Source organism: Halobacillus rhizosphaerae (genome assembly GCF_046719735.1).
GTDB lineage: Bacteria > Bacillota > Bacilli > Bacillales > Halobacillaceae > Halobacillus_B > Halobacillus_B rhizosphaerae.
The window spans coordinates 774,281-796,248 of record NZ_JAUTWQ010000001.1; the positions used below are offsets into that span (position 1 = coordinate 774,281).

A 21,968-nucleotide genomic window follows, 5' to 3' on the forward strand; every position below is an offset into this window, starting at 1 on the left:
ATATTGTATACTTTGACGTATAAGAAGGCCTGAAAGGAGACCTTGCTATGAACCAAACTGAATTAAATAACCAAAAACAATTACCTTCCAAGAAAGAGCGCCATAAATTATTCGGCTCTGTAGATCCAGGCCCTAGAACGAAACCCGTGGATAAAGACAAAATGGCAGACCTTCAAAATTCAAGAAAAGACTTTCTCTTTGATATTGATCTGGTAGGGATTTCTAATGTGAAGCACCCGATCCGAATCCCAAGTCAGCTGACACCCGAAATCCAGACCACGATTGGTACCTTTACTTTTGGATCATCCATTAAAAAAGGAAGCAAAGGAACGAACATGAGCCGCTTTACGGAACAGCTTGATAAATACCATCATGAAGGATTTGCCATAGATGTCGCCACACTGAAAGACTTCACAGCAGAATTAGCCGGCCGCTTAAAACAGTCAGATGCATGTGTAGAAGTCAGCTTCCCATGGTTTTTTGAACGAAAAGGTCCCTATTCTGACCTAACTGGAATGAATCACGCCGACGCTTCAATCAGTGTGAACTATGAGGAAGAAAAAGGATATGATGTTTCGGTGACTCTCACCGGAAAAATTACCACCCTATGCCCATGTTCAAAGGAAATAAGTGAATACAGCGCCCACAACCAACGTGGTAATGTGACGATGAAAGTGAAGTTGACCGATGATTTTAATGAACAAGACATAGATTGGAAAGCTGCCCTGTTAGAAGCCGCGGAGAGTAATGCCAGCGCGAGAATTCACCCAGTTCTAAAACGTCCCGATGAAAAAATGGTCACCGAGCAAGCGTACGAGAATCCGCGTTTCGTAGAAGATATTGTTCGGCTGGTAGCAGCAGATCTTTATGAATACGAATTTGTGGAATCCTTTGAGGTTACCTGCAGAAATGAAGAGTCCATTCATCTTCACGATGCTGCCGCTGTTTTGCGTTATGATAAAAAAGACGAACGAGGAGAGTAAGGGATTGACTATGAAATATGTAATGATCGCTATGATCCAGTTTTACCGTAAAGCAATCAGCCCTTTTTTCCCGCCTTCGTGCAGGTTTCAGCCTACTTGCTCTGCCTATGGATTAGAAGCATTTCAGAGGTTCGGATTTTTCAAAGGCCTCTATTTAACGATCAAACGTATTGGCAAATGTCATCCCTTCCATTCAGGAGGATTTGATCCTGTTCCTGAGAAGAAACGCAATTCTTAATTCCGGGCGCTCGCCGTCCGGAATTTTATTTTCCTACTTATTCGTTTACCCCACGACAGCTAAAGGGAATAGAAAGCAGACACCAAGTACTGAAAGGAGAGAACCTTATGGAATTAAACGTAACGGATAAAGCAGCTCAGTGGTATGAGAATGAGTTAGAAATAGAAGATACATCGCTTCGATTTTATGTGCGCTACGGAGGTTCTGGATTACAGCCTGGATTCTCTCTTGCCATCAAAATAGAAAAACCTGAAAATCCAGTGGCAATAAAGAGAGCAGGGTCGATCGATTACTTTATTGAAGAGGAAGATAGCTGGTATTTTGACAGTCATTCGCTGACCGTAGATTTTGATGAAACGTGGCAGGAGCCCAATTTTAACTATGAAAAAAATGACGGCTAATGGCAGAGAGCTAACTATACCTGAAAAAGTGTGCGTAAAAACTTCATCAAAAAACCCGAACCTTTGATGTACATAGGTTCGGGTTTTTTGAGTATAAGGATGTCAGCTTTTTCAGCGGGGCAGACTAGTTAATCTGTCCATAGAGTCAGAAACATGTATCAGACTTTTTTATTTAAAGAAAACCTTTCAATTTGATCCCATTGGTTCTCTTTTTTTAATATATCAACTTGGCGAGGGCCAAATAAATCAAAATGTGGGAAACGGGGATCGTTATGGATCCAGTTCGGTTCTAATCCGTAGGTTCTTCCCCAGGCGGTCAGTTTTTTAAGATCGGCACAGCCTACCTTCGTCACTGTATCACAGCCGGGGAAGCGGTCATCAATCCAAAAATGAGTTAAGAAAGCAATTTCACCTTTTTTTACGTTTTTCTTCCACCTGACAAGTTCTTCTCTTTTTAATCCAAATGCCATTATTGATCAGACTCCATAGCATTTAAATACGCCTTATGCCAATCTGGGAAACTTCTTCGGATGGAGAGGGGCCGGAACGATTCCTTCTTGACGATCACATGCTGCGTCTGCCCCGTCACAGCGATATCTCCGGACTCGTGAACCACTTTATACCCGTACGTAATTCGAAGCCCGTCATACGCCTCTAACCAAGTGAGAACGTGGACATCTTCCCCATACCTGACCGGTGTTTTAAATTGAACCGTAGCATCCACAACCGGCGATACGACGCCCTGATTTTCAATCTCATAATATTTAAAGCCCAGTCCTTCAATAAAATCAGTTCTGCCCATTTCAAACCACACTAAATAGTTCGCATGATAAACCACACCCATCATATCTGTCTCCTGATACCTTACTTTTATAGGGGTTTCTGTTACTTTCATTATTAGCGCTCCCTTCTTAAAGCATGCCACGCCTTCTCCATGTCCAATTCGATCAGCTGGTTCATGTCTTCTAAATCATTTGAGACTACTCTAATGGACTGATACTGGATGGCCTCATTTACTAGATTATCTACGAATCGTCCGTTACCTCGAATTCGATGATCTTTAAATTTGCCGAGTAAGAAGGTCCGACAAGCTTCATTCAGTTGATAGCCGTATTTTTCGGATTGGTGGCTGGTCATAGCTAACAGTTCCTCTTCATTATAATCGGGAAAATAAAAATATTTTTTAAACCTGGAGGCAAGTCCCGGATTACTTTCGACTAGTTGTTCCATTTCATACTGGTAGCCAGCTAATATGATGACTAGATTTTCATTATGCTTCGTCATTTCATCGACCAGGGTTTCAATTGCCTCTTTGCCAAAATCGTCTCTGCCTCCATTATAAAGGGAGTAGGCTTCATCAATAAACAACACACCGCCAAGTGCTTCACGAATTTTCCGCTTTGTTTTAATCGCGGTTTGACCGACATAACCAGCGACAAGATCACTTCTTGATACGACCACCATGTGGCCGCGCTTTAACAAACCACAATTCTTCAGTACATCAGAATAGATAGAAGCTACGGTAGTCTTTCCTGTTCCCGGATTCCCGGAAAATATTGAATGAAGCTGGATAGGAACAACAGGGTATCCTTCTTCTTTCCTGGCTTGCTGAGCTCTTACAAACGAAGATAGTTTCTTCACTTCTGATTTTACATTTCCCAAGCCAATTAGCTCATCCAGTCTTTCCATCGGTGTACCGTCTGATAATTCCGCTTCTGCTTCCCAATTCACATCTTGCTGATCGATCCTCATATGATCGAGCCAGTGATGTTTATCTCTTTCAGCTTCTGAAGCCCCTTTATGAAAAATCGTTTTCATGACCAGGTTTTTCACAGTGCGTGCATTGCCAAATGAATCATCCACTCTTTCTTTGTCAATTAAAGTTGAAAAATCATTAATCGCTTGTTTTGTGAAAAAGAAATCATTTTCAATAGCGGTTTGTTCAGCAATCGTAATAAGCTCATCCATTCCATAATCAGGAAGCTCAATATGATTTTGTTCTGGGAAACGACTTCGCAGCCCAGGGTTGGACCATAGAAACTGGCGCATTTCCTCTGGATAACCCGCTAGTATCACCGCGAATTTTCCACCAAATTCTTTACTCGTCATCGCTGAAACGAGTGTATCTATAACTGCTTGTCCATAGTCGTTCCCTGTTTGTCCGTCTCTTCTCAAGCTGTAGGCTTCATCTATAAAAAGGACACCGCCAATTGCTTGTTTAACGTAGTCCATCGTATTTTCTTCACTTTGACCTACATAGGATCCGACCAAATGGGAACGGTTTACCTCCACGACCTCTTTAGTATCTAAAATACCGAGTTCATAGTAGATATCCGCTAATAAACGGGCCATCGTCGTCTTTCCCGTGCCGGGATTTCCCGTCATTATCATATGAAGACCAGGTTCATCTACCATCGAAAAACCGAAATTTCTGCGCTGCTGCTGATACTTTAGAAAATGGTAGTAGCGCGTAATATAAGTTTTCACATCGGTAAGTCCCACCATCTGTTCAAAGACTTCTAAAGGATTTTCCCGAGCACTTTCTGTTAAAAAGGATGGCAGACGTTTGTATAATTCATCCTGTGAATCGGATAACCGTCTGGCCATTTCATTTATTTCCTTTACCGGAACAAGAATTCTCCTTTTTTCAATTGTTGAAATTGCATTTTCCATGACTGTCTGCAGTTCAGTTAATTGTTCGTATACTTCTTTATAGATCTGCAATCTGCTGGAAGTTTCCATTACTTCTTTTTCAGCTAGGGAGTTGTCCCATTGCTCCTTCAGTTTAAGAAGGTCTTGTTGAATAGAGCGTGCCTTTTTAGCTTTCGCTGAATCATGGTCAGTTTCATGCATCACCCATTGCTCAATAGGTGTATTCTTTAGTAAAGTATAGGCCTGCATGAGCTGCTTAGATTCATAAATTTCGTTCACTACTTTATGGTTATCATTCATCACTCTTGCCTCATCTATAAACTGATCAGATAGGGAATCTTGATCAGGGTGACGCTTAATTCGGTGATAGGCAAGGGATGCATATAAGAGGGCTTTCAATTCTTTATCATTAATCTCGGAGTCATTTAAATAACGCAGCGCTTCCACTTCGGATATCGGAGGTGCTTCATCCAAGCTGTTCCATTCTTTAATAAAATCCCACATTGCTTCCTCACGTCCTTTCCTATCAACGTTTCCCATTTTATCATAATCCGTTTTATATGTAGAAGAACAAGCCCTGAACAGGCGGACGAACTCCCGCCAAGGATCCCGTTCTTTATTCTTGCGGCCGGAAATGCTGTCTGCATACTACGGAAACTCCACGAACCGAGAACCCTGCACGAGAATAGTTTACTCTCTCAGGAAGCCGATTGGTAAACCGTGCTTTTATTTATTGCAAAATAAAGCAAACCCGAACCATACAAAGTTAAAGGTCCGGGTTTGCTACTGAATGGAATGCTTTCATCCCATCCTTTTCCATTTAATGTTGGTTTTATTGATTTTTGGCTTCATCTTTAATTTCTTGACGCATACCTTCAATAGATTGTTCGCGCCGTTTGTTCTTTTCTTTAATTTGCTGTTGTTCCGTTTCATTAGCAAACTCTAGTGATTCATGAGAAGCTTCGATATTTTCAATGGTATTTGCTACGTTCTCCTGTAAACGGTCAACGTTATCCTTGCGGTTGTCTGGTTTCGGCATGTTCCGCCCCATTAAAATTCTCCTTTAAAATCGATTCGGACTTGTCGGAAGTCCTCCCTTACGTTTCCCAATGAAAAAAACCTTATACAAAAAAACAAATTCCATCTTTTTTAGGATGGAATTTGTTCTAATCTGTCCTTATGACGCTTTTCAATGCGGTCATCAATTTCATCTAGTAGTTTTTGGTCTTCTTCTATACTTTTAATATTCGCCTGCACACGCTCATTAAACGTTAAGGATTGCCTTTTTCTCATGAGAATCTCTCCTTTTAAGAATAAGCATTCCCAAGAGATAAGCAAAATATTCCTATTCCAGCGATTCCTTCATTTTGACCATAACATCATAAGTCATTGGACCAACTATTTTAGGCAGCTGTATTCTGCCATCCGTCCCAATAAAATAAGTAGTCGGAATCGTAAGCGCCTGGTAAAGATCATTGACTTTTAGTTCTTTATCTAACACAACAGGAAAATGATAATGGTGTTCCTTCATATATTTGTTTACCTCTGCAACACCTTTTTCGCTTCCAGTGGCATTAACCGCCACAATCTCAACCTCATCTCCGAAGTCTTGATAGAACGTTTCCAGCTCCGGCATTTCTTCCTGACAAGGGGGACACCAGGTCGCCCAGAAATTCAGAAAAACCTTTTTCCCTTTTAAGTCATCTAAAGTTATGGAGTCTCCGTTTAAAGTTTCCAAAGTGAAATCAGGTGCTTTTTCCCCAGTTTTAAGCTCTCTCGGGGCGTTAGGGGCGACCATCATCGTCCCGTCCTGATTCGACTCGGAGTTGGATATTTCCGCAGTTACATCCTCTTTTTTCTGCTGGTCTTTTTTATAGTCAGCGACAGTTACCACAAGCATTCCAATTAAGACAAGCATCACTGCTCCTGCAAGGACCTTCTTGACGATGATTTACTCGCCCCTTTCTCTAATAAGATCATCAAAATATGTACAAGATTTATATAGGATAGTCTATGTTTTACTTTATATAATAAAACACGCTTTTGTAAAGAAAAGCGTAAATAAAATTAAAAAAACCGCCATAAAAGGCGGTTTTTTAATCATACTTAGCTTAATTTGTTACGCAAGACCATTTGAAGAATTCCACCATGACGGTAGTAATCAACTTCAACTTCACTATCAAAACGAGCGACAACATCAAATTCTTTCTTGCTGCCTTCTTCGTCGGTAGCCGTAACCTTCACTAAATCATGAGGTTGTACAGATTCATCTACTTGAACGTCGAACGTTTCGCGTCCAGTAAGTCCAAGAGATTCGATGGTGTCTCCTTCTTTAAATTGAAGCGGAAGAACACCCATCATGACTAGGTTAGAACGGTGGATCCGCTCAAAGCTTTGAGCAATAACCGTTTTAATTCCCAGTAAGTCCGTTCCTTTAGCAGCCCAGTCACGGGAGCTTCCCATACCATAGTCATCTCCAGCAATTACGAGAAGCGGGGTATTGTCCTGCTGATACTTCATTGCCGCTGTATAGATCGGCATTACTTCTTCAGTTGGCCAGTAAGTGGTAAATCCACCTTCTGTTCCAGGCGCTAATTGGTTACGAATACGAATATTTGCAAACGTACCGCGCATCATCACTTCGTGGTTACCACGGCGTGAACCATAAGAATTAAAGTTTCGCGGACTTACACCGTTTTCCTGTAAATATTCGCCGGCAGGCATGTCTTTCGGGATAGCTCCTGCAGGTGAGATGTGGTCTGTCGTAACGGAATCACCAAATTTACCTACTACACGCATGCCGTTAAGCGGCTTGACTTCTTCAGGTTCGCTTGAAAGCCCCTCAAAGAATGGTGGGTTTTGAATGTACGTAGAATTATCGTTCCAGTCATACAATGGCTCATCCGTTGTATTAATTTCATTCCATTCCTTGTTGGAATTAAATACGTTTTCATACTCTTTACGGAAGATCTCTGGAGTAACAGAGTTTGAAATCTCCTGCTTGATTTCTTCCTGAGTCGGCCAGATATCATCAAAGTAAATTGGATCTCCGGACATATCCTTGCCAATAGGCTCTGTTTTCAGATCAATATCCACTGTTCCAGCTAATGCGTAAGCTACCACTAATGGCGGTGATGCCAAATAGTTTGCTTTCACAAGCGGGTGAATACGGCCTTCGAAGTTACGGTTACCTGAAAGTACTGATGATGCTGTTAAATCATTATCAGCAATTGCTTTTTCAATTTCAGGAAGTAAAGGACCGGAGTTACCGATACATGTTGTACAGCCATAACCGACCAAGTTAAAGCCAAGTTTGTTTAGATACTCCATTAAGCCTGAATCTTCAAGATAGCGAGTAACTACTTTAGATCCTGGAGCCAAAGAAGTTTTCACATAGGATGGTACGTTTAAACCTTTCTCAACGGCTTTCTTAGCTACAAGTCCTGCGCCCAGCATTACATGCGGGTTCGAAGTATTTGTACAAGAAGTAATAGCAGCGATCGCAAGTGCACCTGTCTTCATAACTGCTTTATCTCCGTTAGAGAATTCTACTTCTGCTTCTTTATCAAATTCAGCTTTATCCAGTCCAAAGCCGTGATTACCGGCAGGGCCTGTAATCGCTTTGTTAAAGGATTTCTTCATCTGAGAAAGCGGAATCAAATCTTGAGGACGTTTCGGTCCAGATAAATTTGGTTCCAACTCTTCAAGATCGATTTCGACCAGTTTCGTGAAATCTGGATCTTCAAAGGATGGATCATACCAAAGATTATTTTCTTTACAGTATGTTTCTACCAATTTAATCTGCTCTTCACTGCGGCCAGTTAGACGCATATATTCTAAAGATTCCCCATCTACTGGGAAGAAACCACATGTAGCACCATATTCTGGAGCCATGTTGGAGATCGTTGCACGATCTGCCAGCGGCATTTCCTGTAAGCCTGGTCCGAAGAATTCAACAAACTTCCCAACTACGTTTTGCTCACGAAGTTTTTGAGTCACTTTTAGCGCTAAGTCTGTTGCGGTAGTTCCTTGAGGGAAGCTTCCGTTTAATTTCACACCTATAACTTCTGGAGCAGGGAAATAAGAAGGCTGACCTAACATTCCTGCTTCGGCTTCAATACCGCCTACACCCCACCCAAGTACTCCAAGACCATTAATCATAGTCGTATGTGAGTCAGTACCTACTAATGTATCTGGATAAGTATCTACAGAACCATCATCCGTTTTATTTGAATGAACTACATTTGCAATATATTCAAGGTTCACCTGGTGAACAATACCTGTTGCAGGTGGAACTGCACGGTAATTATCAAAGGCTTTTTGAGCCCAGTGTAAAAATTCATAACGCTCTTGATTTCGTTCAAATTCAAGTTCCATGTTAGCTCTCAGTGCATCAGGTGTGCCATATTTATCCACCTGTACGGAGTGGTCAATAACCAGATCCACAGGGACTTCAGGATTAATTTTATCCGGGCTGCCTCCCATATCGACCATAGCTTTTCTAAGTGAAGCAAGGTCAACTACTGCGGGTACACCTGTGAAATCCTGCAGAATTACCCGGGAAGGTTTAAATGGAACATCTTCCCCTGCTGATTTACTAGTTCCCCAATTTGCTAAACTCTCCACGTGTTCATCTTTAATCACACGTCCGTCGTGCTGACGAAGCAGAGATTCGAGCAGAATACGGATAGAGAAAGGCAGACGGGAGATCTTTCCATGTCCCGCTTCTTCTAAGGCTTTCAAGTCGTAATAGTTGTACGTTTGGCCATTAAGGTCAAATTGTTTGCGAGCATTATATGCATTGCTAGCCATGTTTCCTTTTACCCCCTCATCAAAATTAAATGGCGAGCCCGACAGGCTTCCCCATTCCCCAATTGTTCATTTGCTCCTTTCAACAAAAAAGGACACAAATCTGCAACTATTATTGTAAAACAAAAGAATTTAGAAGTAAAACAATTAAGCAGATTTTTAATTATTCAGTTATTACTAAACGGCGAACTATGCTGACCTAAAAGTAAACACAGGTTGTATTTCTTAAAGCAACCTTTTATAATTAACCTAATCAATCATACTTAGAAAATGAAACAAGGTGATTACAAAATGTCTCTCGGATTTTCCCTGTTTATCATTACCTGGGTCATCATCATGGTAGGCTTAATGAGTATAGGCGGTTTCTTTATGTTCCGTAAGTTTTTGAAGCGTTTGCCGAAAGAAGATGGAAAGTCCATCATCGACTGGGAAGAACATTATATTGAGCTGACCAGACATATGTGGAAACAGGATCAGAAAGACTTACTGGAAGAGCTGGTGTCCCCGGTGCCGGAATTATTTAGAGATATCGCACGTCAGAAAATCGCCGGACGCATCGGGCAGGTAGCGCTCGAAAAGAAACAAAAGAAAATTACACAAGAAGTCATTATCGAAGGCTACATTCTGGCTACACCTAAGCGAGATCATAAGTTTCTGATAAAGAAGCTTGAAGAGAAGAAAATTGATCTTGCACCTTATCAGCCATTGTTTGATCAAACCTCATAGTGCTCGTTCTGCTTAACTAATTCGGACGAATCGAAAGAGGCCGGGGTCTAACCACCCCGGCCTTTTCTAATATTCATGCATTGGCATCTGAAGTATGCCTTTTCCGATCAAGCTGCAGAAACTGTTTGAGCATTGCTATGCGCCAGGAAACAATCATCCCAAAGGCAAGCAGGAAGAACATCCCGCTCGTTTCAGCCAGAGTCTCATTCTGACCAATTATGACTTTTAGTATAATCCTTATCACAAGCAGCCCCGCCAAAATAAAGACAAACCCCTTGGAAGGCTTCAAATAAATCTGGTCCCCTCTCATTTCAAAACGTGAAGTCCGAATGAGAAAGATGGAAAATATAATTCCCACAACGAGAGCTTCAGCTACTTGACTCCAAGCGACTCTGAATTCCGGTAAGAGAAACATGAAGGCTCCTGTGCTCATAAAAATCGGCGGTAAAACAATTTTCTTAATACTCGCCGGGCGTTTAGCTGCCCGCAGCCGGATGAAAATCATTCCCGTAGCCATTCCGGCTGCCAGAATTGTGCTTGCAATTAACCAATACATATCCATTCACTCTTTCTTTTAGCCCATTCACGGTTGATTTAAGACTCGCTCAACGGCATCAAGAACTCTATTTTCGTCAAAAGGCTTTACAATAAAATCTTTGGCGCCGCGTTCAATGGCTTCGACAATCATTTTCTGCTGTCCCATTGCCGAACACATGACAATCCGAGCATCCGCTGAATGAGCTTTGATTTCTGTTAATGCTTCGATTCCGCTTTTTTCAGGCATCGTAATATCCATCGTAATTAAGTCTGGTTTTAATTGATGAAACTTAGCTACAGCTTCTTCTCCATTTTCCGCTTCTCCCACCACTTCATGATTTCCATTTTGTAAAATGGCGGTCAGCGTCATCCTCATAAACTTAGCATCATCCACAATTAAAATTCTCGCCATAACTGCTCCCCCTGCTCCTTAATCACGATCATTTGCGATCGATAGAATGATCGTCATTGTCACACCGATAACCGTTATATAAACGCCAAGATCAAACATTAAAGCAGTTGCAAGTTCTGTTCTTCCCAGGACAGGAAGATGAAAATAAGCAAAAGTATGACTTAAAAAAGGCTGACCAAAAACAAATGAGCCTATGCCAGTAGTTAAGGCAATCAACAGCCCTACAGGGATTAGATAGCGGTAGTTCACAGGAAGAACCTTCTGCATGGATTGAAAGCCATAAGCCATATACATGAGAACAATCGCAGCTGAGGTCATCAGCCCGCCTATAAATCCTCCTCCTGGGGCATTATGACCGGCCAGAAATAAATAGATGGAGAACCCAAAAAGAATAAATGCAATCAAAGTTGTAGTTGTACGTAGTATTATGTCATTCGTGCGGGCCATATAGATGCTCCTTTGATTAGTGTCGATATTTTCATCATAATATAAAGCACGGTTAAAATCCACGGTTAGAAACCTTGAAAACCAAACCAGTTAACTAAATAAGAGGTTAACTTCGTCATCCAGTCAAAATAGAGGGCTACTCCCATGACAATCATTACATAGCCGCCTATTTTCACAATGATACCGCTATTCCGTTTAATCCAGGTCATTTTTCCAATAAAGAATGAAAGAATGAGAAAAGGCACAGAAAACCCTAAAGAATAGGATACCATCATCAGCATAAATAAATTGGGACGGTCTGCAGCAAGAACCAATACCGCAGAGAGGATCGGTCCTGTACATGGCGTCCACCCCAGCGAAAAGGTTAACCCAATCAAAAATGACCCTATAAATCCTGCCGGACGATTTTTAAAGGCAATTTTACGATCTCTCATTAAAAATGAGAAATTAAACACACCAATAATGACAAAACCAAAGAAAATAATAATGATGGAACCGAGCTGCCGGATCAAATCTTCATTTCTTATGAAAAATTGTGAGAGCAAGGATCCCGAAAAGCCCAGAATAATAAAAATCGTCGTAAAACCAAGCAGAAAGAGAATCGTATGGGCAAGACTTTTTCGATTCAGCATCCCATTATCTCCCCGTAATTCACTCACACTCATTCCTGTTATGTAAGAAAGAAAAGCAGGGTACAGAGGAAGCACACAGGGAGAAATAAAAGATAAAAAACCTGCCCCGAAGGCGATAAAAATGTTCACGTCAGTCATGATTTCTTCCTCCAAACGAATTGCTAGATACTATTGTATCAAACCCAGTTATAAAAAACGATGACACATTGATGAATCTTTAACTGTCTGGCGGATTACAATACCATTCTCTAATACTGGTTATTTCATTTAGAATAAAAGCAGGTTTCCCCCACCTCAATCTTTCAAGTCTTCAGGCAGAAATATAATCTGTTTTCAAGAGTGTACCTATTTACTACTAGAAAAAAGCCTTCTTTCTATTATTGAAAGAAGGCTTTTTACAGAAATAATTATTTCATTTGGTTGTTCATAGAACGCATCATCTGATTTATCTTTTTCTGCGATGGTTTCTGCCCCATCTGCATCATTAATGTGCGCAGCATTTGTTCATTAATTGGCGGGTTTTTCTTTAAATAGTTCATCATGTATCTTCTTGCGATGAAAAAGCCTAAAGCTACACCACCGACAAGAGCTAAAATAGCAATGATGATCACCCATACAATCCCCAGTGTCATTGATTCGTCTTCCTCCTTCGTGTTGTATCCCATAACAGTATAGTAAAATGCTCTTCTGAATACAATAGGGCATTTTACAATAATAATCGCTGACGAGCTAGAGATGATATCCAGCCATAATGATCCCCGTTCTTCTCCAGAATATAAAAGGATTTATGGGACATTCTTAAGGGCTGAAAGATCATACGGTCTGCCTGACAGAGACTACTACACTGAAAGAAACAGCTATTATTCTTATACTTTATTATACCATAATTGCCCTCTTCATCCGAAAAAGGAAACCTTACAAACCTATCATTTTTCTCACTAACATTCATGTTCTTTCTCTGATTCAGCCAATCTATGTAAGGAAAAGCATCAGTTATATATTCCAGCTGCTTTTGATGGACCTCCGATTGTGGAAAACGGAGACATTCCAGCAGAAAACGTTTCATCATTTCAACTTTATAATAATAGCTGACACTGACTTCTGGCTTCACAGCAAAAATAGCAAAGTGCATCCTTAATCCCCCCTTGAGTCGTAGTATAACGGCTTAGGGAAGCGAAGGATGTCATTTCTTCACGTTCAGTAATTTCGATTTTTGTCATAGATTCCCGGTGAACTATTCTAAAATTAAATCAAGCTGCTGCTAGTACAGCAGCAGCTTAATTAAAAAGACTTTAGGAATTCATAAGGTTTTCTGCATGTTTCACAACATTTTCAACGGTAAAGCCATAATTTTCAATAACTGTTTCTCCTGGTGCAGAGGCGCCAAAGGTATCGATTCCAATTACTGAACCATCAAGACCTACGTAACGATCCCAGCCGAAGGATGCAGCCATTTCAACAGCTAAACGCTTACGAACCTGATTAGGAAGTACGCTTTCTTTATATTCATTACTTTGAGCATTAAATCGGTCAAAGGATGGCATACTTACAACTCGCACATCGTAGCCATTTTTCTTCAGTTCGGCTTGTGCCTGAATAATAAGCTGAACTTCAGAGCCTGATGCCAGCAGAACCGCATCTGGTTCTTCCTTCTCGGAGTCACTGATTACATATCCACCTTTTTTCACGCCTTCGTAAGATTTTTCATCCGTTCCTTCCAGAGTTGGAAGTCCTTGACGTGTAAGAACTAGTGCTGTAGGTGTTTTGTTAGATTCTAATGCAAGTCTCCAAGCTGCACTCGTTTCATTTCCATCGGCCGGACGGATAACGGACAAGTTAGGAATCGCGCGAAGAGAAGCAAGCTGTTCTACAGGTTCATGAGTTGGGCCATCTTCACCAACGGCGACAGAGTCATGAGTAAATACATAATTGACTGGTACATCCATAATTGCTGATAGACGTAGAGCAGGACGCAGATAGTCACTAAATACGAAGAAGGTACCGCCGTATACTTTTAAGCCGCCATGAAGCGCCATTCCATTTAAAGCAGAAGCCATAGCAAATTCTCTCACGCCAAACCAGATATTACGTCCAGCATAATTCTCTCTTGAGAAATCTTCTTCTTCTTTAACAGACGTTTTGTTAGAGCCTGCTAAGTCAGAGCTTCCTCCAAATAGATAAGGAACCGTTTTGGAAAGAGCATTAATAACTTCTCCAGAAGAAGCACGGGTAGCTAACTTGTCTTCTCCGGCTTTATACGTAGGCAGCTGATTTTGCCACCCTTCAGGAAGTTCGCCTTTAATGGCAGCTTCCAGTTCTTCAGCTAACTCAGGATAAGCTTCTTTATATCCCTTCATTAGATCATTCCAGGAATCCTCTTGCTGCTGTCCATTCGCTTGGACTTTATCTTTAAAATCCTGATAAACTTCCTCAGGTACATGGAATGGTTCATGTTCCCATTTATAATATTCTTTCGTTGCTGTCACTTCTTCTTCTCCAAGCGGAGCACCGTGAGAAGCAGACTTACCTGATTTATTTGGAGAACCGTAACCAATTACAGTTTTCACTTCAATCATCGTCGGCTGATCTGTGTTTTGTTTTGCACTTTCAATCGCACGGGCAATTTCTTCTGTGTCCGTTCCATCTTCTACGCGAATAACCTGCCAGCCATAAGCTTCATAGCGCTTCTCAACGCTTTCACTAAAGGATCGATCCAGATCACCATCCAAGGAGATATCATTGGAATCATAAAGAACGACTAGTTTACCAAGGCCCAAGTGGCCGGCAAGAGAAGCAGATTCTTGTGAAACGCCTTCCATTAAATCTCCGTCTCCGCAAATTGCGAACGTATAGTGGTCAACTACATTATAGTCGTCACGGTTGTATTTTGCTGCTAAGTGGGCCTCGGCCATCGCCATACCTGTAGACATTGCAAGTCCCTGACCCAGCGGTCCGGTTGTTGCTTCTACACCGTCTGTATGGTGAACCTCAGGGTGTCCTGGAGTTCTGGAATCCCATTGGCGGAAAGACTTTAAATCATCGATCTTTACATCATAACCGGAAAGATGAAGCAGGCTGTATAAAAGCATAGAGCCGTGCCCTGCCGATAATACAAAACGGTCACGGTTAAACCAGTGAGAATGACTAGGATTGTGGTTCATAAATTTCGTCCAAAGAGTATAGGCCATCGGGGCAGCGCCCATCGGCATCCCTGGATGTCCAGAGTTTGCTTTTTCTACTGCATCAATTGCTAGTGTACGAATCGTGTTTATTGAAGTTTGTTCAAGGCTGTTTGCCATGTTCAAAAATCTCCTTTCATTTCTGTTATATGTAACATGTTTTATCCTATAATGAAAATGCTCCAGTGACAAGCACTCTACAGTGATTTCCTGTTTTTTTCAAGCAAGAGCTCTACCGGAACACCAATTACTTCCAAACAAAGAATCCGCACCTTCACTCAGGTGCGGAAAGTTTATTAGTGTTTTTTTTCATTTTTCTGCATTTGCTTCAGCTTTTCAGGAGTTACATCCTTCCCATTCGGGTCAATGACCTTCATTCCTTTTAACTGATTCTTAAAGGATTTACGGACATTTCCTAAATACTGCTGACGCAATTCCTTTTGTTCTTCTTTCTCAGACTTAGTTAAGCCTTCTTGCTTTGATTTATTAGCTAATTCATTAATACGATTAATTTTTTCTTTAGACAACATATTACATACCCCTTTATTTGGAAGTATCCATGAAAAAGACAAGCGCATTTAAGCCCTTGTCTCTACTATAGTAACGCGATCATTCTTTATTTTCAAGTGATTCGTATTCCTGATACCTGCGATGAACGGTAGCTTTTGATACATCATACCCCAACCCTCTTAGAGTGGCAGCTATATCTTTAAAGGTCAGTTTATTTCGCCTTAAACGCACTACTTCTTCGATTGGAAATTCAATTCGCTCCCTGCCAGAAGCTGCCTCAAGATTAGAAAGATTGTTAGCCGGGTTGTATCCATTCTGAACAGCTTTTTTCATCCCTCTGCGAATCTTCATATTATGTATTTTCCGCTGGTACTCCTCTACAATCCCTACGATTTGCAAAACCATTGAATCAGATTCCGAGATTTCTAATTTACCATCGTGAGAAAGGGAGTAGATCTTCACTCCCAGTTTCTGCAGCTGATGAAATAAAGCAATCTTGGTGTTCCCCCGCCCAAGTCTAGTTTCATCCTGAATGAGAAGCCCTTCAGCTTCTTCACTGGAGAAGTATTGAAGCAAGCGGTAGAGACCTTCCCGTTCAACCTCGTAACCGCTCGCTCGTTCTTCTATACAATCCAACACTTCCATGCCGTGCTCTGCTGCCATCGCATATAATTCTTCCCTCTGCCTTTTCAAGGAAGAAACCTGGGTTTCTTTTTCCGTACTTACACGGCAATATAGTATTACTCTCATGATCACTTAACCCTCTCTAATAAAACTACTTCTTATCATAATATACTTTATCCTGTAATCACCATAGAGAAATATAAGAATGCTAAACTCGCAATAAATAGAACAAGATAAGTAACATCAAGCTTTGATAGTTTATTAAACATTAGATTCCCTCCATTTTAAGAACGAACGTTCCTAAGAACTTTTGTTCGCCTTTTGTTAATTCCAATTATATACGAACAAAGGTTCTTGTCAACCCATTTATTCGAACGCTTGTTTGTATTTATTTTTTATGCATGGTACAATGTGGTTACTATAATCCTATGTATGAGGTGTCAATCTATGAGTAAACTTTCAAAACGGCAGCAGGAAATACTAGATTTTATAAAAGAACAGGTTTTATTAAAGGGTTATCCCCCATCCGTTCGTGAAATTGGCCAATCTGTTGGCCTCGCTTCCAGTTCTACTGTTCACGGGCATTTATCCAGACTAGAGAAAAAAGGGTATATTCGCAGAGACCCGACAAAACCTAGAGCAATAGAAGTAATAGAGCTTGAAGAAGACCATAGTATTCCTAGAAGCGAAGCAGCTTATGCACCTGTCATTGGTAAAGTTACCGCAGGTTCTCCCATTACTGCAGTCGAGAACATTGAAGAATATGTTCCACTTCCTGATTCACTTGCCGGATCAGACCAGAACACCTTTGTTTTGATTGTTCAAGGGGAAAGTATGATCGAAGCTGGCATATTAAATGGTGACATGGTCGTTGTCAGACAGCAGCAAACCGCTCAAAACGGAGACATTGTAGTAGCCATGACAGAAGACGAAGAAGCAACTGTTAAGCGCTTCTTTAAAGAAAAAAATCACATTAGGCTGCAGCCGGAAAACGCGACCATGGATCCGATCCTCTTAAATGATGTGTCGATATTAGGTAAAGTAGTCGGTTTATACCGTACTGTTCATTAAAGAAGAAAGCGCAAGCGAATCGTGAGCACCGACAAACGGGGGGGCGGGTGGTTCATTATCCGCGGAGAGCGATCGCTGATTTCTATTGGCTAATCCCTGGAGCTGGATATACCTAAAGCTATTCAAACCGAAATCGTATGATCATTTCCTAGAAGACTAAAAAGACTGACCGAACTCCGGCCAGTCTTTTTTTTCGAGCGTTTTGATGAATCATTTTCTTGTGTCTCAACTTCACTTTGACTGTAGTAATCAAAAAACAACGGTGCGCCAGTTACTATTTGTTCACAAAAAAACCCTTGATGCTATTAACATCAAGGGTGAGAAGATTAATACGTCTGTAAATATTGTTCTCGTTCCCAAGGGTGAACCTGGGTTCTGAACATATCCCATTCGATTTCTTTTGCTTCAATAAAATGTTCGAATAGGTGTTCGCCAAGCGCTTCCACCATAATTGGATCTTTTTCCAATTCTTCAAGCGCATGAAATAGTGTAGCTGGAAGATCTTTAATTCCATGAGCTTCACGTTCTTTTTTGTTCATAACATAAATATTCCGGTCTACTGGAGTTGGAGCTTCTAACTTATTTTTCACCCCGTCAAGCCCTGCAGCAAGTAACACGGCCATAGCCATGTATGGGTTAGCAGATGGGTCCACACTACGTACTTCGATACGGGTGCTTAACCCTCGTGAAGTCGGTACGCGAATCAGCGGACTCCGGTTACGGCCGGACCAAGCTACATAACAAGGAGCTTCATAGCCAGGCACCAAACGCTTATAGGAATTTACAGTGGGATTAGTCACCGCTGTAAAGTTCGTCGCATGTTTAATGATGCCCGCTGTAAAATGGTAAGCAACTTTAGAGAGCTGTTTGTCACCTTTTTCATCAAAGAATGCGTTGCCATTTTCATTAAACAAGGACATATTCGCATGCATTCCGGATCCGTTCACGCCAAATAACGGTTTAGGCATAAAGGTGGCATGCAGTCCATGCTGACGTGCAATCGTTTTAACTGCAAGCTTAAACGTTTGAATATCATCGCAATGTTTCACAGCATCCGAATATTTAAAATCAATCTCATGTTGTCCTGGAGCCACTTCATGGTGAGAGGCTTCAATTTCAAATCCCATCTCTTCAAGTTCTAAAACAATGTCCCGGCGGCAGTTTTCCCCAAGGTCGGTAGGTGCCAGGTCGAAATATCCGCCTTTATCATTCAATTCCAACGTAGGTTCCCGATCTTCCCCAAGTTTGAATAGAAAGAATTCCGGTTCTGTTCCAATATTGAATGCAGAGAAACCCAATTCCTCCATCTTTTTAAGGTTGCGTTTAAGATTATAACGCGGACAGCCCTCGAATGGGGTTTTGTCAGGATTATAAATATCGCAGATAAAGCGTGCCACTTTACCTTTCTCAGAAGTCCATGGGAAAACTACAAAAGTATCTAAATCTGGTACTAAGTACATATCTGATTCTTCTATGCGTACGAACCCTTCAATCGAGGATCCATCAAACATCATTAATCCATCAATAGCTTTATCCAGCTGGCTTAATGGTATTTCCACATTTTTAATAGTTCCCAGCATGTCAGTAAATTGAAGCCGGATAAAACGAACATTTTCCTCATCAATTTTCTTATAAATTTCTTCTCTGGTTAATCCCATTGCCTCGTCTCCTCCCGAACTGCTTTAATGGAAAAATCGTGATAATTCTCCCTGTCGTAATCCAAGTTTACCTTGTCTTCCCGAAGTGAATAGTTCTTGCTGTAACATACGACGAAGTTCTTTTTCAGAAAGTTCATTGTGGACCTCTTCTACGCGCTCTTCGTTATAGGGCTCGTTCTTCGGCTGGTCCGTCAGCTCCAGAACCTGCTTAATTCCTGCCATATTTACTCCTTTTTCTATGAGATCTTTTATCTCTAACAAACGATCTACGTCGTTAAAGGAAAACAGACGGCGATTGCCATCTGATCTTGCAGGAGTCACAAGTTTGTGCTGCTCATAATAACGGATTTGCCGCGCAGACAGGTCAGTTAAAGATTGAACAATCCCCATCGGGAATAGCGGCATCGAACGACGAATTTCATCACTCATCGAATTGCCTCCTCCCAAAAGAAATGATACTTTCATTATACGACACGAAGGTGATATGTCAATGAATGTTAGGATTGTTTACATAAAAAAAGAAAGCGCTTATAATCTTACATAATATTTTCACTCAGCAGCTGTTCCACTGCCGTGGTGACAGCAATTTTTACATGAGAATAGGTTAACCCGCCTTGGACAAAGGCAGTATAAGGCGGACGGATCGGGCCATCTGCCGTAAGCTCTAAACTGGCTCCCTGGATAAACGTGCCGGCCGCCATAATCACGTCATCCTCATATCCAGGCATAGGGCTAGGGTGAGGAGTCACATGAGAGTTAATCGGTGATGCCGCTTGAATGGTCTGACAAAACCGAACCATTTGGCTGGCGTTTTCAAAACTTACCGACTGAATGAGATCGGTACGCGGAACATCGTAGGAAGGGTTAGTCTTAAAGCCCAGCTCATTTAGAAATTTAGCTGTGAATACTGCTCCTTTAAGAGCTTCTCCCACAACATGTGGAGCAAGGAAGATTCCTTGATACATTTCCTGGAGACTATTTACCGTAGCACCCGTTTCCTTCCCTAATCCAGGCGCAGTGAGGCGGTAACTGCATAATTCAATCAGCTCTTTTTTCCCCGCTATGTACCCACCGATTCTTGCCAGCCCGCCGCCAGGGTTCTTAATGAGAGAACCTGCAATTAAATCCGCTCCTGCCTCCAAAGGCTCCCGCTCTTCTACAAATTCACCGTAGCAATTATCGACGAAAATAATTACATCGTCTTTCATTGAACGGACGTATTGAATAATCTTTTCAATCTCTTCTATACGAAAGGAAGGCCGTTCAGAATAGCCTTTTGACCGCTGAATAGCCACCACTTTCGTTTGGTTAGACAATGCACGTTCGATTTCTGCTTTGTCAAAATCATGTTCATTGGTAAGCGGTATGGACTGATAAGTGATACCAAAGTCCTTTAGGGAGCCCGTGTCTTTTCCACTGCTCCCAATTACTTCTGCGAGTGTATCATAAGGTTCTCCACTAATATAAAGCAGTTCATCTCCAGGGCGCAGAACTCCAAATAAACTGGTTGTAATCGCATGCGTTCCCGAGATCAGCTGAGGACGAACGAGGGCATCTTCCGCGTTAAAGATTGCCGCATAAAGAGCTTCCAGCGTATCTCGCCCAAAGTCATCGTACCCATAGCCCGTGGTCGGATTAAAGTGTGCATCACTAACTCGCAGGGCCTGAAAAGCTTGTAATACTTTCCGCTGGTTTTTTTCCACCTTTCGATTAATCTCATCATGGTAATTTCTAATGGATTCTTCCGTCTCTCGTAAAGCTTGTTCAATATTCATGAGCCGCATTCTTCCTTACTTTTGTATAATCTTGTGTTTTAATGGGTGGTCTGGATGGATATATCCGTGAAGTGCATATCCTTCCCGTTCTTCATAAAATTGCATGCTGGTTACTATGCTGAATTTCTTATATTCCTGAAGTCTTTTTCCTTCACCTGCAGGTACAAACACATCGTATTCATACCAGTCATCCTTGATCACTTCTTCTACTTTATGTAGGATCCGCTTCACATCAATGGAGTCGTGCACACTGACCGATAAAGAAGGGAACGCCGGTGGAATAAAATCTCCTTCCACTAGGTCCTTTTTATTGTAAACAGTAAGCATTGGCAATTGGCTCGCTCCCAGTTCCTCAAGCAGTTTAAGCACAATGTGTTCCTGGTGAAGATGATCTGGATGAGCCGCGTCTACCATATGAAGAATAAAGTCTGCTTCCGTTACTTCTTCAAGCGTTGAGCGAAAGGCAGCAATCAAAGTAGTCGGTAAATCCTGAATGAAACCGACTGTATCGGACAACAGGGCCTGAAAGCCTGAAGGCAGACTGAATTGCCTTGTTAAAGGATCTAATGTGGCAAATAACAAGTTCTCCTCAAAAGAATCACTTTCTGTCACTTGATTAAAGAAGGTCGATTTCCCGGCATTGGTATATCCGACAATCGCAATTTGAAACGCTTTATTTTCTTTCCTCCGCTTACGATATTGATCCCTCTGTTTGACGACCGTGTTTAATCGTTTTTTAATATCATCTATCCTCCGTTGAATATGACGGCGGTCTGTTTCTAGTTTTGTTTCCCCTGGCCCACGGGTCCCTATCCCGCCGCCAAGCCTCGATAATGCAGTTCCTTGCCCAGCCAGGCGTGGAAGCAGATACTCAAGCTGAGCAAGTTCTACTTGAAGCTTCCCTTCCTTGGTATGAGCACGGCCAGCAAAAATATCTAAGATCAACTGACTGCGATCAATTACCCGCCTATCTGTCCGATCTGAGATATTCCTTAACTGACCCGGTGATAATTCATCATTAAAAATAATTAAATCAGCTTCAAACTCTTCAGCTAGAATTTTTATTTCTTCTAACTTACCTTCCCCTAAGTAGGTTGCCGGATGAACACGTTCCCGATTTTGGATTACAACTTTACACACTTCTCCGTCCGCTGTTTCCGTTAAAGACTGCAGCTCTTCCAGAGAGTAGTTAAACCGCTCTTCATCTTCTCTTGGTGCTTTTCTTGCTACAAGGATTACTTTTTCTTTATCTATCAACTTGGGTCACCCTCTTTTCTAAACCATCCTTCCTTTCATAATATCAAAAATAACCAG

25 protein-coding genes are annotated in these 21,968 nt (G+C 41.5%); 5 read left to right on the plus strand and 20 right to left on the minus strand.

Annotation, left to right across the window (positions count from 1 at the left end):
• Positions 1 to 47 precede the first annotated feature (47 nt).
• The 3 genes from folE2 (at position 48) to Q7A53_RS03995 (ending at position 1,622) form a co-directional block, all read left to right on the plus strand.
• Entirely contained in the window at positions 48 to 983 is a 936-nt protein-coding gene (gene folE2 / locus Q7A53_RS03985) for a GTP cyclohydrolase FolE2 (protein WP_411787806.1), read from the plus strand.
• A gap of 10 nt (positions 984 to 993) precedes the next feature.
• Positions 994 to 1,221: a membrane protein insertion efficiency factor YidD gene (yidD, locus tag Q7A53_RS03990; RefSeq protein WP_411787862.1), complete on the plus strand. Its 228-nt coding sequence runs from the start codon at positions 994 to 996 to the stop codon at positions 1,219 to 1,221.
• Between the two features lie 107 nt (positions 1,222 to 1,328).
• Complete coding sequence (locus Q7A53_RS03995) at positions 1,329 to 1,622, plus strand: HesB/YadR/YfhF family protein (protein WP_411787807.1); 294 nt, start codon at positions 1,329 to 1,331, stop codon at positions 1,620 to 1,622.
• Between the two features lie 158 nt (positions 1,623 to 1,780).
• Here Q7A53_RS03995 and Q7A53_RS04000 read toward each other — a convergent pair whose 3' ends face one another.
• From Q7A53_RS04000 to acnA, 7 genes are all read right to left on the minus strand, one after another.
• The gene (locus Q7A53_RS04000; RefSeq protein ID WP_411787808.1) at positions 1,781 to 2,092 is read right to left on the minus strand and encodes a hypothetical protein; all 312 of its coding nucleotides are present in this window, start codon (positions 2,090 to 2,092) and stop codon (positions 1,781 to 1,783) included.
• Positions 2,092 to 2,517, minus strand: coding sequence for an acyl-CoA thioesterase (locus Q7A53_RS04005; protein ID WP_411787809.1), 426 nt, complete (start codon positions 2,515 to 2,517; stop codon positions 2,092 to 2,094). Before Q7A53_RS04005 ends, Q7A53_RS04000 begins: the two co-directional genes overlap by 1 nt.
• A 2-nt stretch (positions 2,518 to 2,519) precedes the next feature.
• Positions 2,520 to 4,778, minus strand: a complete 2,259-nt coding sequence (locus tag Q7A53_RS04010) for an AAA family ATPase (RefSeq protein ID WP_411787810.1) — start codon at positions 4,776 to 4,778, stop codon at positions 2,520 to 2,522.
• A 328-nt stretch (positions 4,779 to 5,106) separates the two neighbouring features.
• Complete coding sequence (gene tlp / locus Q7A53_RS04015; RefSeq protein ID WP_411787811.1) at positions 5,107 to 5,325, minus strand: small acid-soluble spore protein Tlp; 219 nt, start codon at positions 5,323 to 5,325, stop codon at positions 5,107 to 5,109.
• Positions 5,326 to 5,423: 98 nt separating this feature from the next.
• Positions 5,424 to 5,567 carry an FbpB family small basic protein gene (locus Q7A53_RS04020; RefSeq protein WP_411787812.1) on the minus strand — a complete coding sequence of 48 codons (144 nt, stop codon included), beginning with the start codon at positions 5,565 to 5,567 and terminating at the stop codon, positions 5,424 to 5,426.
• A gap of 52 nt (positions 5,568 to 5,619) precedes the next feature.
• Positions 5,620 to 6,192, minus strand: coding sequence for a TlpA disulfide reductase family protein (locus tag Q7A53_RS04025; RefSeq protein WP_411787813.1), 573 nt, complete (start codon positions 6,190 to 6,192; stop codon positions 5,620 to 5,622).
• A gap of 188 nt (positions 6,193 to 6,380) precedes the next feature.
• Positions 6,381 to 9,086 (minus strand): aconitate hydratase AcnA, encoded by a 2,706-nt coding sequence (gene acnA / locus Q7A53_RS04030; protein WP_411787814.1) that lies wholly within the window; start codon positions 9,084 to 9,086, stop codon positions 6,381 to 6,383.
• Positions 9,087 to 9,374: 288 nt separating this feature from the next.
• On the opposite strand from acnA, the gene Q7A53_RS04035 reads away from it, so the two are divergent.
• Entirely contained in the window at positions 9,375 to 9,809 is a 435-nt protein-coding gene (locus Q7A53_RS04035) for a DUF2621 domain-containing protein (RefSeq protein ID WP_411787815.1), read from the plus strand.
• 73 nt (positions 9,810 to 9,882) lie between these two features.
• Here Q7A53_RS04035 and Q7A53_RS04040 read toward each other — a convergent pair whose 3' ends face one another.
• The 9 genes from Q7A53_RS04040 to Q7A53_RS04080 all read right to left on the minus strand — a co-directional run bounded on the left by Q7A53_RS04040 (position 9,883) and on the right by Q7A53_RS04080 (position 16,276).
• Positions 9,883 to 10,365 (minus strand): CcdC family protein, encoded by a 483-nt coding sequence (locus Q7A53_RS04040; protein WP_411787816.1) that lies wholly within the window; start codon positions 10,363 to 10,365, stop codon positions 9,883 to 9,885.
• Positions 10,366 to 10,392: 27 nt separating this feature from the next.
• Positions 10,393 to 10,758 carry a response regulator gene (locus Q7A53_RS04045; protein ID WP_411787817.1) on the minus strand — a complete coding sequence of 122 codons (366 nt, stop codon included), beginning with the start codon at positions 10,756 to 10,758 and terminating at the stop codon, positions 10,393 to 10,395.
• An 18-nt stretch (positions 10,759 to 10,776) separates the two neighbouring features.
• On the minus strand, positions 10,777 to 11,205 hold the full coding sequence (locus Q7A53_RS04050) for a Na(+)/H(+) antiporter subunit B (protein ID WP_411787818.1): 429 nt from the start codon (positions 11,203 to 11,205) through the stop codon (positions 10,777 to 10,779).
• Between the two features lie 65 nt (positions 11,206 to 11,270).
• A complete protein-coding gene (locus Q7A53_RS04055; RefSeq protein WP_411787819.1) occupies positions 11,271 to 11,975 on the minus strand; it encodes a cytochrome c biogenesis CcdA family protein in 705 nt (234 codons plus the stop codon).
• Between the two features lie 269 nt (positions 11,976 to 12,244).
• Positions 12,245 to 12,469 carry a YneF family protein gene (locus Q7A53_RS04060; protein ID WP_411787820.1) on the minus strand — a complete coding sequence of 75 codons (225 nt, stop codon included), beginning with the start codon at positions 12,467 to 12,469 and terminating at the stop codon, positions 12,245 to 12,247.
• 74 nt (positions 12,470 to 12,543) lie between these two features.
• Positions 12,544 to 12,969, minus strand: coding sequence for a sporulation inhibitor of replication protein SirA (gene sirA / locus Q7A53_RS04065; protein WP_411787821.1), 426 nt, complete (start codon positions 12,967 to 12,969; stop codon positions 12,544 to 12,546).
• 160 nt (positions 12,970 to 13,129) lie between these two features.
• The gene (gene tkt, locus Q7A53_RS04070) at positions 13,130 to 15,136 is read right to left on the minus strand and encodes a transketolase (RefSeq protein WP_411787822.1); all 2,007 of its coding nucleotides are present in this window, start codon (positions 15,134 to 15,136) and stop codon (positions 13,130 to 13,132) included.
• Positions 15,137 to 15,312: 176 nt separating this feature from the next.
• Entirely contained in the window at positions 15,313 to 15,546 is a 234-nt protein-coding gene (locus Q7A53_RS04075) for a DUF896 domain-containing protein (protein ID WP_411787823.1), read from the minus strand.
• A 79-nt stretch (positions 15,547 to 15,625) separates the two neighbouring features.
• Positions 15,626 to 16,276, minus strand: coding sequence for a YneB family resolvase-like protein (locus tag Q7A53_RS04080; RefSeq protein ID WP_411787824.1), 651 nt, complete (start codon positions 16,274 to 16,276; stop codon positions 15,626 to 15,628).
• Positions 16,277 to 16,597: 321 nt separating this feature from the next.
• Between Q7A53_RS04080 and lexA the strand changes: the two genes are divergently transcribed.
• Positions 16,598 to 17,221 carry a transcriptional repressor LexA gene (gene lexA, locus Q7A53_RS04085; RefSeq protein ID WP_411787825.1) on the plus strand — a complete coding sequence of 208 codons (624 nt, stop codon included), beginning with the start codon at positions 16,598 to 16,600 and terminating at the stop codon, positions 17,219 to 17,221.
• Positions 17,222 to 17,547: 326 nt separating this feature from the next.
• Here the strand turns inward: lexA and glnA are convergent, their stop codons facing one another.
• From glnA to hflX, 4 genes are all read right to left on the minus strand, one after another.
• Positions 17,548 to 18,879: a type I glutamate--ammonia ligase gene (gene glnA, locus Q7A53_RS04090; RefSeq protein WP_411787826.1), complete on the minus strand. Its 1,332-nt coding sequence runs from the start codon at positions 18,877 to 18,879 to the stop codon at positions 17,548 to 17,550.
• Positions 18,880 to 18,903: 24 nt separating this feature from the next.
• On the minus strand, positions 18,904 to 19,308 hold the full coding sequence (locus Q7A53_RS04095; protein WP_411787827.1) for a MerR family transcriptional regulator: 405 nt from the start codon (positions 19,306 to 19,308) through the stop codon (positions 18,904 to 18,906).
• 107 nt (positions 19,309 to 19,415) lie between these two features.
• Positions 19,416 to 20,654 (minus strand): methionine gamma-lyase family protein, encoded by a 1,239-nt coding sequence (locus Q7A53_RS04100; RefSeq protein ID WP_411787828.1) that lies wholly within the window; start codon positions 20,652 to 20,654, stop codon positions 19,416 to 19,418.
• 15 nt (positions 20,655 to 20,669) lie between these two features.
• Positions 20,670 to 21,908, minus strand: coding sequence for a GTPase HflX (gene hflX, locus Q7A53_RS04105; RefSeq protein ID WP_411787863.1), 1,239 nt, complete (start codon positions 21,906 to 21,908; stop codon positions 20,670 to 20,672).
• Between the last annotated feature and the right edge of the window lie 60 nt (positions 21,909 to 21,968).

Excerpts from the sequence above, each read along its gene's own strand:
- folE2 (WP_411787806.1), top strand. The coding sequence starts at position 48 with ATGAACCAAACTGAATTAAATAACCAAAAACAATTACCTTCCAAGAAA.
- Q7A53_RS04000 (WP_411787808.1), bottom strand. The coding sequence starts at position 2,092 with ATGGCATTTGGATTAAAAAGAGAAGAACTTGTCAGGTGGAAGAAAAAC.
- Q7A53_RS04010 (WP_411787810.1), bottom strand. The coding sequence starts at position 4,778 with ATGTGGGATTTTATTAAAGAATGGAACAGCTTGGATGAAGCACCTCCG.
- yidD (WP_411787862.1), top strand. The coding sequence starts at position 994 with ATGAAATATGTAATGATCGCTATGATCCAGTTTTACCGTAAAGCAATC.
- Q7A53_RS04020 (WP_411787812.1), bottom strand. The coding sequence starts at position 5,567 with ATGAGAAAAAGGCAATCCTTAACGTTTAATGAGCGTGTGCAGGCGAAT.
- Q7A53_RS04005 (WP_411787809.1), bottom strand. The coding sequence starts at position 2,517 with ATGAAAGTAACAGAAACCCCTATAAAAGTAAGGTATCAGGAGACAGAT.
- acnA (WP_411787814.1), bottom strand. The coding sequence starts at position 9,086 with ATGGCTAGCAATGCATATAATGCTCGCAAACAATTTGACCTTAATGGC.
- Q7A53_RS03995 (WP_411787807.1), top strand. The coding sequence starts at position 1,329 with ATGGAATTAAACGTAACGGATAAAGCAGCTCAGTGGTATGAGAATGAG.
- Q7A53_RS04100 (WP_411787828.1), bottom strand. The coding sequence starts at position 20,654 with ATGAATATTGAACAAGCTTTACGAGAGACGGAAGAATCCATTAGAAAT.
- Q7A53_RS04095 (WP_411787827.1), bottom strand. The coding sequence starts at position 19,308 with ATGAGTGATGAAATTCGTCGTTCGATGCCGCTATTCCCGATGGGGATT.
- tkt (WP_411787822.1), bottom strand. The coding sequence starts at position 15,136 with ATGGCAAACAGCCTTGAACAAACTTCAATAAACACGATTCGTACACTA.
- Q7A53_RS04060 (WP_411787820.1), bottom strand. The coding sequence starts at position 12,469 with ATGACACTGGGGATTGTATGGGTGATCATCATTGCTATTTTAGCTCTT.
- Q7A53_RS04035 (WP_411787815.1), top strand. The coding sequence starts at position 9,375 with ATGTCTCTCGGATTTTCCCTGTTTATCATTACCTGGGTCATCATCATG.
- Q7A53_RS04045 (WP_411787817.1), bottom strand. The coding sequence starts at position 10,758 with ATGGCGAGAATTTTAATTGTGGATGATGCTAAGTTTATGAGGATGACG.
- Q7A53_RS04055 (WP_411787819.1), bottom strand. The coding sequence starts at position 11,975 with ATGACTGACGTGAACATTTTTATCGCCTTCGGGGCAGGTTTTTTATCT.
- Q7A53_RS04050 (WP_411787818.1), bottom strand. The coding sequence starts at position 11,205 with ATGGCCCGCACGAATGACATAATACTACGTACAACTACAACTTTGATT.
- Q7A53_RS04075 (WP_411787823.1), bottom strand. The coding sequence starts at position 15,546 with ATGTTGTCTAAAGAAAAAATTAATCGTATTAATGAATTAGCTAATAAA.
- Q7A53_RS04040 (WP_411787816.1), bottom strand. The coding sequence starts at position 10,365 with ATGTATTGGTTAATTGCAAGCACAATTCTGGCAGCCGGAATGGCTACG.
- sirA (WP_411787821.1), bottom strand. The coding sequence starts at position 12,969 with ATGCACTTTGCTATTTTTGCTGTGAAGCCAGAAGTCAGTGTCAGCTAT.
- Q7A53_RS04025 (WP_411787813.1), bottom strand. The coding sequence starts at position 6,192 with ATGCTTGTCTTAATTGGAATGCTTGTGGTAACTGTCGCTGACTATAAA.
- lexA (WP_411787825.1), top strand. The coding sequence starts at position 16,598 with ATGAGTAAACTTTCAAAACGGCAGCAGGAAATACTAGATTTTATAAAA.
- Q7A53_RS04080 (WP_411787824.1), bottom strand. The coding sequence starts at position 16,276 with ATGAGAGTAATACTATATTGCCGTGTAAGTACGGAAAAAGAAACCCAG.
- tlp (WP_411787811.1), bottom strand. The coding sequence starts at position 5,325 with ATGGGGCGGAACATGCCGAAACCAGACAACCGCAAGGATAACGTTGAC.
- glnA (WP_411787826.1), bottom strand. The coding sequence starts at position 18,879 with ATGGGATTAACCAGAGAAGAAATTTATAAGAAAATTGATGAGGAAAAT.